Annotated in this window: 12 protein-coding genes; all 12 read left to right on the forward strand. The window is 67.6% G+C overall.

What is annotated here, in order from left to right:
- A partial coding sequence (locus tag NM2_RS50165; protein WP_439956857.1) for a DUF8176 domain-containing protein occupies positions 1-412 on the forward strand: 412 nt, incomplete at its 5' end.
- Positions 413-491: 79 nt separating this feature from the next.
- Positions 492-1394 (forward strand): alpha/beta fold hydrolase, encoded by a 903-nt coding sequence (locus tag NM2_RS10455; protein WP_067667087.1) that lies wholly within the window; start codon positions 492-494, stop codon positions 1392-1394.
- Between the two features lie 27 nt (positions 1395-1421).
- A complete protein-coding gene (locus NM2_RS10460; RefSeq protein ID WP_067667089.1) occupies positions 1422-3350 on the forward strand; it encodes an AfsR/SARP family transcriptional regulator in 1929 nt (642 codons plus the stop codon).
- Between the two features lie 876 nt (positions 3351-4226).
- On the forward strand, positions 4227-5429 hold the full coding sequence (locus tag NM2_RS10465) for an AAA family ATPase (RefSeq protein WP_067667091.1): 1203 nt from the start codon (positions 4227-4229) through the stop codon (positions 5427-5429).
- Between the two features lie 61 nt (positions 5430-5490).
- On the forward strand, positions 5491-7173 hold the full coding sequence (locus NM2_RS10470; RefSeq protein ID WP_067667093.1) for a VWA domain-containing protein: 1683 nt from the start codon (positions 5491-5493) through the stop codon (positions 7171-7173).
- A gap of 112 nt (positions 7174-7285) precedes the next feature.
- A complete protein-coding gene (locus tag NM2_RS48915) occupies positions 7286-7528 on the forward strand; it encodes a hypothetical protein (protein ID WP_157121020.1) in 243 nt (80 codons plus the stop codon).
- 52 nt (positions 7529-7580) lie between these two features.
- Positions 7581-7829 carry a hypothetical protein gene (locus tag NM2_RS10475; RefSeq protein WP_067667095.1) on the forward strand — a complete coding sequence of 83 codons (249 nt, stop codon included), beginning with the start codon at positions 7581-7583 and terminating at the stop codon, positions 7827-7829.
- Between the two features lie 80 nt (positions 7830-7909).
- Complete coding sequence (locus NM2_RS10480; protein ID WP_067667097.1) at positions 7910-8458, forward strand: hypothetical protein; 549 nt, start codon at positions 7910-7912, stop codon at positions 8456-8458.
- Between the two features lie 455 nt (positions 8459-8913).
- Positions 8914-9345 (forward strand): hypothetical protein, encoded by a 432-nt coding sequence (locus tag NM2_RS10485; RefSeq protein WP_067667099.1) that lies wholly within the window; start codon positions 8914-8916, stop codon positions 9343-9345.
- 66 nt (positions 9346-9411) lie between these two features.
- Positions 9412-9849, forward strand: a complete 438-nt coding sequence (locus tag NM2_RS10490; protein ID WP_067667101.1) for a hypothetical protein — start codon at positions 9412-9414, stop codon at positions 9847-9849.
- 279 nt (positions 9850-10128) lie between these two features.
- Positions 10129-10920 (forward strand): helix-turn-helix domain-containing protein, encoded by a 792-nt coding sequence (locus NM2_RS48920; protein WP_157121021.1) that lies wholly within the window; start codon positions 10129-10131, stop codon positions 10918-10920.
- Between the two features lie 119 nt (positions 10921-11039).
- Positions 11040-11441 carry a hypothetical protein gene (locus NM2_RS10500; RefSeq protein ID WP_067667105.1) on the forward strand — a complete coding sequence of 134 codons (402 nt, stop codon included), beginning with the start codon at positions 11040-11042 and terminating at the stop codon, positions 11439-11441.
- Positions 11442-11937: the final 496 nt, after the last annotated feature.

Consider the following 11937-nt stretch of genomic DNA (forward strand, 5'->3'; position numbering starts at 1 on the left):
GCCGGGGACGGCGGCGGCGACACCGGTATCGACCACACAGGGCGCGGGTGCGTGTGCGGGGCTGTCGGGCACGGTGGTCACCGATCGTGCCGGGGACACCACCACAGTGCCCGGGGTGATCGCCTCCTTCGAAGTCGCCTACTACACCCAGCGCTCGGCAGCGGCGGCGATGCGGGTGCTGGCCCCCGAGTCCGGAATCACCACCGAGTCGCTGGCCGCCGGGATCGCCACCATCCCGGTCGGCACCGTGTTTTGTCTCGCGGTCACCCCGCTGAGCCTGAACGCGGCGAATGTCCATCTCGTCGAGGTGCATCCGGACCACAAGCGCGTGGATTACTTGCAGGTGATCAACGTCGTCTCGGGCAGCCCCGGCGGCGGGCTGCTGATCAGCCATGTCCAGGAACAGGGCTGAAACCCGTGCACACCATCGAGCGAAATCCACGGCCCACCACAGTATTTGGCCTCACAACTACAGGCAGGAGCCCGCACCGATGACCCCTCCCGAGGTTCACCTGAGCATCGACGCCGACGATGGGGTACGCCTGGCCGCTACCCGGTTGGGGCGAGCCTCAGCGGCGGTGACGCTGGTGTATGTGCACCCGCTGCTACGTGAGCGCCGGTTTTGGGAAGCGGTCACCATCGGTGTGCATGAGCATCTGTGTGGCGCGGTCAGTCAGATCACCTACGACCAGCGCGGGCACGGTGACTCCCAGGCGCCGCACCGCAGTGAGGTCACCACCGTGGCCCGCCTCGCCCGGGACCTGGACACTGTGCTGGCGCACGCGTCGGGGGCGGTGGTACTGATCGCGCATGGTGAAGGCGCGCAGCTCGTGCACGCCTACGCCACCACCCACCGCGAGAAGGCACAAGCGTTGGCCGGGTTGGTGTTCCTCAACGCCTCGACCGATCCCCCTGTGCTGCAACGGTATCTACGCCGCTGGCCACAGCGCCTGCTCCGGCTCCGGCGACACCGGGGGCTGGGCGCGGTCACCGCGGCGGGTGAGGCCGTGCTGGGCTACCGCCTCGTCCACCCCGACGGCCACCGCCGCGGGCTGGGCTCTGCTGAGCGGAGGGTGCGCGTGGATGTCCTGGCCGCGTATGCCGGGGGATTCGGGTTTTTCACCGGGGTCGCCATGGGCCTGCGGCACATCCCCTCGGCGGTGCTCGCCGGGGAACACGATCCGCTGGTGCCGCCGCAGCGTGCGGTCCGGCTGGCGGACGCGTTGTGGGCCGACTACGACGTCGTGGCCGGTGCCGGGCACGAGCTTCCCCGCACCCATCCCGCCCGCGTCACCGACACCATCACTTGCACCCTCGACCACGTCCTGCGCACCCACCTCGATCAATCCACCGGGTCCACCCATACCCCGGACACCGAGCCTCGGAGGTCCTGAGGTGATCTCGAACCTTGTCCCCGTGCCATGACTCCTACCACCGCGCACACCGTCCCCGCCGGTTCGGGTCCGCTGCTGATCGCGGTGACCGGACTCGCGCCCGGGACCGGGGTCACGACCACAGCGCTCGCGCTCGCCCGCGTCTGGCCGGGGCCGGAACCGGCGGTGCTGGTCGAGGCTGATCCAGCGGGTGGGCAGCTCGCCGAGCTGGTCGACGGCGACCCCTACCGTGGCCTGGCGAGCGTGTCCTGGGCCGCGCGTGCCGGTGGTGGTCCTGTGCGGGCCGCTGAGCACCTGCAAACTCTTCCCGGGGATGTCGGGTTCCTGGCCGCGCCGCCAGGCCCCGATCCTCTGCGTACGGCGTGGGTGACGATGTTGCTGACCGGCTGCCACCACGATCGCCGCCTGGACGAGCTGGCGGCCTGGCGGGAGCTGGGGGCCACGGTGATCGCCGACTGCGGCGCACCCGGCCCGGACTCCGCGCTTTCACCACTGCTGTCCGGTGCGGACGCGTGCCTGGTGCTCGTGCACGGTGGCCTCGTCGAGGCGTACCGCACCGGCGAGCAGATCCGCGAGCTCGCCGGCCACGCCCGCCGCCCCGGAGTGCTGCTGCTGGGCGCGGACCTCGACAGCCACGTCGCGAGCGCCGTGGATGTCCCGGTACTGGCCTCTGTGCCGCACACACCGCATTCCGCGACCGCGCTGCTACGCAGGAACTGGCCGCCACAGCGCCGCAACCGCCTGCTGCACGCGGTCCGCGCTATCGCCCGCACCGTCGACACCCAGCTCCGACCACCCGCACCGGCCTCTCCGAGTGCCGTCGCGACCAACCCGCCTGCACACACCTGGGCTCGGCGTCGTGGCCGCGTTCGGGGTCTGCGCCGCGCACCGGTGCAACCCTCGGTCTATCGGCTCGAGCTGCCTGCTGGGCTACGCCCGGGAACAATCCCGGCTTCCCAGGCCGAGCCAGGGCCCCGGACGCCACCGGCCCCTCCCACGCAGCCCGGCCCCGCTGTCGGCACCGAGCCCACTGGCACCGCTGCACCCACGAAACCCGTTGTTGCGCCGCGTGCCTCGCGTCCCGTGCCGCCGTCTGCTTCCTCACTCGATGCTGCTCCGCCACCGGGTACCAGCGCCTCGCCGGACAGCGCGTCGCCGAGCCTGCCCGCGCGCCGCGGCGAGCCTGGTTTGGCGATCCGGATCTTTGGGCCGACCCGGATTCTGTGGCGCGGTGGCGAGGGTGCGGACAGTGGTGCGGCGGGGGTGGAGATCACCGAGCGGGTGCAACCCCGGAGTCGGGAGCTGCTGACGGTGCTTGCCTTGCACCCCAAGGGGTTGGGGCGAGCCCAGCTGCTCGAGGCGCTGTGGGGTGAGCAGCCGCCCGAGCGGCCCAGCCATGCGTTGTCGAACCTGCTCAGCCGTTTGCGGACCGCTATCGCCACAGCCACCGACGCCTCCCACGCTGCCGCGCTGCTGACCGACGAACGCATGCGCTACCGCCTCAACCCGGCGACGGTCAGGGTCGACTACTGGGAATTCACCGCCGCGGTGAGCACCCGTCGCACAGCCCGTGGCGAGCGGGACCGTGTCGCCGCGTCTCAGCGGATCATCGACCTGGCCACCACGCCCCTGGCGACCGACCTGTCGCGCCCCTGGCTGGATCCGCTCCGCGAAGCCGCCCGGCGGGATGCTCTCAACGCGTTGGGATGGCTGGCCTCCCACACCGTCACCGTGGACCCTCGCACCACTCTGGGCATGCTGGAAACCGCCGCCGAAACCGACCCCTACAACGAAACACTCTGGCAAGACATTCTTCGCCTGCACGCGCGCCTGGGCGAATACGACGCGCTCGCCCGCACCTTTTCCCTCCTGAGTAAAAAACTCGCCGAAATCGACACCACACCCAGCCGGGAAACACGAGCGCTGCTGGACCATCTCCGAAACACCGCGAGATGACCCACCACGCGACCATGCTGCCCGGCGCGTACCCCTCGCACCAGCCCGAGGCTGCCGCCTCCGCGACCGTGTTTGCCGACAGCATCCGCCATCCGAAAATTCGATGCCATTCCTTCTGTGGTTATCATGCACCGCATTATTTCCTGCCGGTGAGAATTACCGCCGGATCGAATGTTCGATATACTGGAAATAGTGGGATTTCTTCGTGGTGGCCTGCTTTCTCTCCTGCCCTGTCGGCTCGCCTGGAAATGTAGTCGAGAAATATGTGGCGCGGGCCGGGGGATATGTCTTTGCGGCGGTCTGGTCACGAATTCATCGACGCCTCGACATTCCCTGTATCGGGGTGCTCGATCCGTGGGGTGTTCCGTGGGTTGTTCCGTGGGTTGGTCAAATCACCCCACCCTGCCGCCGAGAACTACCTGCTGGCAGGGGGTGCAGGGGCGCTGGGGCGACCCAGGATCATGTCCCCGAAGCAGTACAGGGACATGATCCGGCGGCCGTGCCCCACGGTGTTGACCCGGTATCCGTACGTCAAGTCCGTCCCGTCGATATCCATATGTATCGTCCCCTCATATCCTCCGATCACATTCTTTTCTTTTTATTACTCTTCTATCGGCGGCGCTCTAGCAACACCCATCCGGGAATGTTTGTTGCATTTCGATCCGGAATTGCGCTGCTTTTTCAGGTGGACTTGCCGAAATTTCCGGAAAAAAGGCTATTTTTGGGGTTGCATTCACGGGAAGAGTCGAGCTAGCGTCGAATCGTGCCCGGAAATTACCGGGAATTCACGAATTCCGAATGCTGATTTCGCCACACGTACGCCGTTACGGCTGTGTCGGCGCGCACCGGAATACGCTGCTGAAATAGGAGAAATTGATGACTTCCCCCACCGCATCCATACCCGCTTCGGGTGTCCGTCTGGGTTCGGGCGAACTGCGCAGCATGGTGGCCCGCGTGCTGGCGGACAACCCGACCACGGAATACGGTCCGCGTGAGATTTCGAAGATCCTGGGACGTTCGTCCGGTGCGATCGGCAAAGCGCTGAAAACGCTGACCGGGGCCGGTCACGCTGAGCTGACCCAACCGAAACCCGTGCGCTACCGGGCCACCGCCACCACGGCCAGCGCTGCGGCTGGAACTGCCACCCCTGCCCCAGTAGCCCCGGCATCCGCCCCGAAGGCACCGAAAGCCCCGAAGCCTGCGAAAGCGCCGAAGGCTGCGAAGGCACCGACACCCCCGAAAGCGCCGAAGGTTGCGGTACCGGCTGTGACGGGTGCAACGGTGACGCGTCCGAACGGGCAGGAATACCACCTGCGGGAACTGGCAGGCCGTGCGGATGTGGAAGTGCTGCGCACGATGCGTGCGGCCGAAGTCCCGGTACTGCTGTACGGCCCGCCCGGAACCGGCAAGACGAGTCTGATCGAAGCGGCATACGGGGATTTGCTGACCGTGCAAGGCGATTGCGACACCACCGTTGCCGACCTCGTCGGCGAGTACGCCCAAAACCCTGATGGCACTTTCAGTTTCATTCATGGCCCATTGGTCCGGGCGATGACCGAAGGCCGAGTCCTTTTCATCGATGACGCCACCCTGATCCCGCCCACGGTGCTGTCGGTGGTGTATCCGGCGATGGACGGGCGCAAAGAGATCGTCATCAAAGCCCATAAGGGCGAGGTCATTACGGCTGTGCCCGGTTTTTTCATCGTCGCGGGACACAACCCCAGCGTGCATGGTGCGATCCTGTCCGACGCGCTGGCCTCCCGTTTCAGCTTCCAGGTCGAAGTGATCTCGGACTACGACCTCGCCGCTGGACTCGGGGTGGACAAGCGCGCGGTCACCGTGGCTCGGGACTTGGCCAAGCGCGTGGAAAAGGGCGAGATCGGCTGGGCTCCCCAACTTCGGGAGTTGTTGGCTTTCAGCAAGATTGCTGCCGCTGTGGGAGCGGAAACGGCTGCGGCGAACGTGATCGGTACCGCCCCGGAAGAAGATCGCGCGATCGTCATCGAAGTCATCAAATCCGCATTCGGCACCGTCTATAAGCCCCTGTCGCTGGGTGCCCGCATCAAGTCCAAGTCCTGACTCGTCCCCGGTGCACCGGGGACTCCGGTGCACCGCCCCAACCCGAAGGGATCTCCCTGCTATGACCGCCCCGCACGTGGTTACCGCCACCACCGCCCCGCCGGTTGCCCTGCCCGCCCGCTCCGGGTGGAAGTCCCTGTCCGAGTCGATGACCAGCGAAACCCCCGAGATCGCTGACCGTGACGATCTGACCGTGATTATCGCCCCCGGTGCCGCTGGTGGCGCGCTGGCGATGTTCGTTCCCGCTATCGCCACGATCGCCATCGAAGGCACCAACCTGGGCATCGACCCGGATACCGCGCGCCCGTGGCGTCCTGCCGATCGGTACCGCTACGCCCCGACCTGGGGCGCGCTGACCCACGAATGCGCGCACGCCGCGCATACCCGATGGGAGCCTCGCCCGGACACCGATCCCGAGATCGCCCGTGCGGCAGACCTGCTGGAAGAGTCCCGTATCGAGGCTGCTCAGGTGCGCCGACGCCCCGCCGATCGGCATTGGCTGCGCGCGAGTACCCGCGAGTTGGTGTTCGCCGACACCCCCGGCGGCGAGCTCGCCGTCGCTCAGATCGCCCCGACTCGTTACGCTGCCGCCCACGCTGCGGCGCTGATGCTGGCGCGTATCGATGCCGGTGTGCTCGAAGTCGCTGAGTGTGCGCGGGCGGCTGCGGCGATCGAGGATGTGCTCGGCCGTGACATTCTGCGGCAGTTGCGGACGCTGTGGCGCATCGCGCACCGGCTCTCGGACACCAACACCACGGGCATGCTCGAACTCGGGCGGCGCTGGGTCGACCTGGTCGACCCAGCGCCGCACACCACCCCGCAACCGGGCTCCCCGCTGGGGGAGGCCATCGTCGGCACACTCGGCGACATCGCGAAAAGCGTGGCCGACCAGACACCGCCGCCCGACCCCGCGCAAGAGGCCGAGGACGCCGCGCGGAAAGAGGCCGATGCTGCCCAGCGCGCGGACAGGGCAGCCAAGCGCGTATTCGGCAAACGGTCCGTTGGACGCGCCACCCGCGCGCCGCGTGATGGCGAACGTTCCGCTGCGCGGGTTCTGGCGCGTGCGCTGAACACGGCCAGCCAGCGCGATCGCACCACGGTCAAAACGACCTCGGCGCTGCCCCCGGGGCGGTTGCGGATGCGCGGGGTGATGGCGCGCGATGCCCAGCGCGCGGCCGGGGCGATCCCGACCGCCGAACCGTTCACCCGCACCACCCGCAAACCGGTGCCCGTGCCGCCGCTGCGAGTCGGGATCGCCTGCGACGTGTCCGGATCGATGCGGGAGTACACCGCGGATGTGGCCTCGGCGGCATGGATCATCGCCGCCGCCGCCGAGCTGGCCTCGATGCCCGCGCAGACCGCCACGCTGACGTTCGGCCGCGAGGTCATCCCGGTCACGTACCCGGACACCGCCCCGAAGAAAGTCACCGAGTTCGAGGCGCGGGACAACTACGAGGCCATCGATGTGGCCGTGGCTGCCCTGGACGGCGCACTGGGACTCTCCCGGCCCGAACACACCCGCCTGTTGGTGATCATCTCCGACGGATTTTTCCGGCCCCAGCCCAGCGTTGCCGCTCAGCACCGGATCGATCGGTTGCGCGCCAGCGGATGCGCAGTGCTGTGGCTGTCCCCCGATGAGCACTGCGCGCCGATGAAAGGCGTGACCGAGCACGTGCTCGCCGATCCGACTCTCACCGCCGCCACCATCGCCCGCGCTGCTGTCGCGGCCGTACGCAGCGCATAACCACCCCGTCCCCGGGGTGCGGGTGTGCCACACCCGCACCCCGGGGCGCGAAGCGACGTGCTGAGAAACCCCAATTACCCAACCACACAACATAATTCGAAAGGAAGATGTCATGCCACTGGTACGACAGGACTCCGAAGGCTTGTACGTCGTCGTCGGCGGATGGATCGCCCGCCCGCTGACCGCCGAAACCACCCACCCCGCGCGCTGGGATATCGGCGCACCGGAACCCGATTCGCCGTGGGCGATATGCCCAACGCCCGCCACTACGGGGGACCGCTCGCCCGCGTGGGCGGCGAGGGCTGGTTCATCGATCAGGCCGCACCGCCCCGGCGAGCCACACGCGCGGGCATAGCGGCCCGCCCCGAACCTCCCACAACCCACAACCCCAACCCAAGGAGTCACCCATGAACCACCCCATCCCCCTCCCGTCCCACGACGATCTCGATCTGCGGATCGAGGCCACGTGCGACACCTGCGACAATAGTGAGAGCTTCCAGGTCAACGAGGCCAAGTACACCGCGTGGCTCGGACGGCGAATGCCGATCCAGGACGCCCTCGCGCACCTGTCCGACCCCGAGCGCGAGTTCGTGAAGTCCCGTACCTGCCCGGATTGCTGGACGAAGATGTTCGGCCCCAACCCCTTTACGCGCTGACCACCCCACCGACCGGCAGTCAGCTGCCCGCGAATCACTCAGCACCGCAAACACTTTCGACAATCCGGAAGGACTTCGCCATGACAGACAACGACACGGCAACCATCCCCGAGACCGATACCCTCACCGCTGGTGAGGAGTGCCTGATCCGGGCGGGGGATGAGTTCGCATTCGCTGACCGGCCCGACCTGCGAGTCACGGTGGCCAGGATCTCCACCGACCACGGCATTTTCGTGTGTTCTGTGCGGACACCGGCAGGCGAGTACGGGTTCGCCCGCCCCTGGCACCTGGTGCCCGCCGAGGGAGCCACCGAACACTGGCATCAGCGGATGCGCGAGCTGTACGCAGCCCAGCGCGCCCACGCGAGCGATCTCGTGCGGAGACGCCATCACGAACTGGCCGACCAAGCCGAGGCCATCGCCCGGCAGTTCATTGCCCTGGCCTGCGCCGTGCGCCAGGGAGGGCTCCCCGATCCCGACCCGGCGACATTCGCCGCCGAGGACTTCCTCCACGCCGTACAGGACTTGCGGGACCTGCGCGGCGATCTGGTCTACGCGCAGGTGCTCGCCGCTGATGACCCCGCGCCCCCGGACCATGAGCACGAGCCCCAGGACGTGACTGCCGACTGATCACACTCGGGCCTCATCGGCCACCACCGCGTGAGCCGCGCGGTGGTGGCATCGTCTCGACGATGCACCCGGCTCGGATCGGCTTTCCCGGAAAGCGGAAACCTGGACGAGTCGAAATAGTCTCGTCGAATTAGCCTCGTGAATTCCGGTCGAAGGCACGAGAAGAATTCGACCGCAATTTATTTTTTTGCGAGCATCACTTGACAATGACGGGGGTATCGAGCGCCAATGGTGGCGGGAACAATGCCGAATTCCCCGGGGGATTCATTTATTGCGGCGTGTTCCCGTCCCGGCCGGGACATGACCACTATCCACGTATGTCGAATTGTGAGAAAGAAACCGATATGTCCGCACGCAGAAAGGACGCACGAGGTCCCGGCTCACGAACGCCGCAGGCTCCGGGCGGGTCTGTTCGCGACAGCGACCTCGGCATCCATCACACGAAAGGCTCATCGATGACACACCCCCACCGCACCTATCGCACCGAGGCTCTCACGGGCTGGCCGACCCCGGCCACGGAGATCCTGACCGAACGCGGTCGCCGCGCGCACGAGTTCTACCCCGACGACCAGCCCGCACGGGAGGCATTCCTTGCCCGCGTCACGCGGGCGATCGCGCTGGTTCAGATCCTCGATCAGGTGCTGCACGGCTATCGGGGCGATGTCGACCGCGCGGTCACCGCCGGAGCCGCTGACGGCCTCGGCTGGTGGGACGCGCACTGCGGCCCCCGCACCGAGCAGGAACAAGTGATCGCCGAGTGGGCCTTCGCGTACGTCGATCAGGACACCACCGCCGACCTCCTCGAGGACCTGCGAATCCTGCTGGTCACCTCCGTGGGCTTCGACGTCCGCGACACCACCCGCGACGCCATCAACCGCCCTCTGTGAGCTGTGAATACCTCTGTGTCCCGCGATCGTTTCCGACACTCCACGCCATCCCGGAAGCACTCCGCCATGATCGCTGACAACCCCACCAACGCCCCGAAAACCATCTCCGCCATTCCCGGCGACGAGTTCGGTGCCGCCGTGGGCGCGGCGCTCACGGTCGAGGATGACCGGCCCGACCCTGACCAGCGCGCCCACGCGGAGGCTCTGATGCGGCAACGCCACCACGATGTGGCCGACCGGGCCGAGGGCCTGGCCCGGCAGCTGAGCACTCTGGCCGAGGCCATGCGTTGCGGGCACCTGCCCGACCACGACCCGGTCGAATTCCCTGCCCGGGAATTCGACGAGGCCGTGGGCGAGTTGCGGGGCCTGCGCCTCGAGTTGACCGAGGCGGAACTGATCCCCGACGATCACCTGACCCCGCGCCCTCGCGGGTCGCTGCCTACCGAGCAGCACCCCGGCCTGGCCACCACCGCGGCTCACGCGGTGGTGGCATCGTCTCGATGACGCACCCGGCTCGGATCGGCTTTCTCCGGAAAAGGAGAACCTGGACGAGCCGAATTAGTCTCGTCGAATTAGCCTCGCGAATTCCGGTCGACGGACGAGAAGAATTCGACAGCAATTTATTTTTTGCGCGCACCACTTGACAATGACGGGGTATCGAGCGCCAATGGTGGCGGGAACAATGCCGAATTCCCCGGGGATTCGTTTTCTGCGGCGTGTTTCCGTCCCGGCCGGGACCTGACCGATATCCATTGCACCCTGAATTGTCAGGAAGGAACCAGTATGTCCGCACGGACAAAGAACACCCGCGCTACCACGCGCCCGGCAACGGGCACCAGCGACGCCACACCCGCCCCCGCCACACCCATGGCCGATATGCCGGTGCTGGGCAACGACAACGAACGGAATCTGTGGGCCGCGCTGGAAGCCCACCCCGGATCCACCACCGCCGCGTTGGCCGATTCGGCAGGAATGTCGGGCGGAACCGCGCGGCGCATCCTGACTACCTGGGCCACCGCCGGTACCGTCCGACGCGACCGCGACCCGGACAAGCCCCGTGCCGCTGCACACTGGTCCCGCACCGGCGTCACCGCCAGCGCCGCCACCGATCCGGCCGATGTCGCCGACACGACCGAATCCGATGTGCTCGAGCCCGAGACGGTTTCCCAGCCCGAGGGCGATGACCGCACCGCCACACCGGAACTCGCCGACGCGGTGCCCGAGCCGGATCAGGTGCCCGATACCGGCGAGGCCACCGGCACCGACCAGCCCGCGCCCGACGCCACCGGTTCGCCCGCAGCGGTGACCCCCGGGGACTCGTCGGCCGGGCCCGATGCGGCGGCGGACGCGGACAAGCCGGTAACGGTGCCGTTGGCAGCGGGTGCGTTGCGGGGAATGGTCGAGGACTTCCTGGTCGAGAACCCGGGCGGTGATTTCAGCCCGCACGAAATCGGGAAGGCGTTGTCGCGGTCCAGCGGTGCCGTGCACAAGGCGCTGGTCAAGCTCACCGAGTTGGGCACGGCCCGCCAGACCAGCGAGCACCCCAGGAAGTTCGCCCTCGCCGCCACCTCCTGACCGCCCACGGGTGCGCCGAGACCAGCGAGCCGCGTGTTCGCCACCGTTCCCGGTCCCGGCGCACCCGGGGCGCACCTGCCTTGTTCGATTCGTCTCTTGTCACCGAAAGGTCAAATCTCATGCACGAGAACACTTCTCACCAGGTCGTCGAGGCTGTGGTCGCGGCAGCGTTGCACCGTGTGTTCGCCAGCGCGCCGCACGCAGCGGACAGTCTCGAAATGTGGCTCGAGGTCACCGCCGAAGCGGTCGCGCAGTTGCGTGACCCCGTCGAGGCTCCGCAGTGGATGCCGGTGTTCTTGGTCTTCCGCAAGCAGCGCACCGAGGCCCGCTTCTACCTCGACACGGCCTTGGTGCACATCACCAGCGGGCCACTGACCGGGACCATCCACGCCGATCTTGACGCGGCGGCCGTGGCGGTCGTGAACGACTACCACGGCTACTACATCACCTTGCTGGACTCGCTGCCGACGTGGCGGTTCCCGCACAACCCGGACCCGAAGGCCACCCCACGCGCCGCCTAGCGGGCGGGTACTGCCCCGCCGCGACACCCCCGGGCAGGACCGCGCAGATCACTGTGTGGCCCTGCCCGGGGGCCGTTACCGCCCCGGACAAGCGGGCAATGCCCCCGCCCGAAACACGGTCCCCAGGAAAGGGATTCATGCGCACCATTGGATTTTGCAAGGGCTGCCGGAAATTCAAGACTGTCACCATCACCCCGCAGAACTTGATAGTGAACCGCCTCGAGGGTACCTGCGACGACTGCACGCGCGCCGCACGAACGCATCCTGACACCCCCGCACCCCGCCCCCGCACACCCCGCAGCGACTGAATTCCCCCGCACCGCGCACAGGGCCGCCAGCACGCAATCGTGCTGGCGGCCCTGTGCGTTGCCCGGAAACCGGGGGATGCGGCGACCGTCGGCCGTCGGGTCCGAGTGTAGGTTCTCGCCTCATAGTTCACGCCGAGCTGGGGCGTCGTGCGGATTCGTCGGTCCTTCTCGCCGTTCGTTCGTCCCGG

Origin of the sequence: Nocardia miyunensis NBRC 108239 (assembly GCF_001613065.1) — a bacterium.
Lineage (GTDB): Bacteria > Actinomycetota > Actinomycetes > Mycobacteriales > Mycobacteriaceae > Nocardia > Nocardia miyunensis.

Bases quoted from the DNA above. Each gene is read 5' to 3' on its own strand.
- NM2_RS10470 (WP_067667093.1), top strand. From the start codon at position 5,491: ATGACCGCCCCGCACGTGGTTACCGCCACCACCGCCCCGCCGGTTGCC.
- NM2_RS10500 (WP_067667105.1), top strand. From the start codon at position 11,040: ATGCACGAGAACACTTCTCACCAGGTCGTCGAGGCTGTGGTCGCGGCA.
- NM2_RS10475 (WP_067667095.1), top strand. From the start codon at position 7,581: ATGAACCACCCCATCCCCCTCCCGTCCCACGACGATCTCGATCTGCGG.
- NM2_RS10480 (WP_067667097.1), top strand. From the start codon at position 7,910: ATGACAGACAACGACACGGCAACCATCCCCGAGACCGATACCCTCACC.
- NM2_RS10465 (WP_067667091.1), top strand. From the start codon at position 4,227: ATGACTTCCCCCACCGCATCCATACCCGCTTCGGGTGTCCGTCTGGGT.
- NM2_RS10460 (WP_067667089.1), top strand. From the start codon at position 1,422: ATGACTCCTACCACCGCGCACACCGTCCCCGCCGGTTCGGGTCCGCTG.
- NM2_RS10455 (WP_067667087.1), top strand. From the start codon at position 492: ATGACCCCTCCCGAGGTTCACCTGAGCATCGACGCCGACGATGGGGTA.
- NM2_RS10485 (WP_067667099.1), top strand. From the start codon at position 8,914: ATGACACACCCCCACCGCACCTATCGCACCGAGGCTCTCACGGGCTGG.
- NM2_RS10490 (WP_067667101.1), top strand. From the start codon at position 9,412: ATGATCGCTGACAACCCCACCAACGCCCCGAAAACCATCTCCGCCATT.
- NM2_RS48915 (WP_157121020.1), top strand. From the start codon at position 7,286: ATGCCACTGGTACGACAGGACTCCGAAGGCTTGTACGTCGTCGTCGGC.
- NM2_RS48920 (WP_157121021.1), top strand. From the start codon at position 10,129: ATGTCCGCACGGACAAAGAACACCCGCGCTACCACGCGCCCGGCAACG.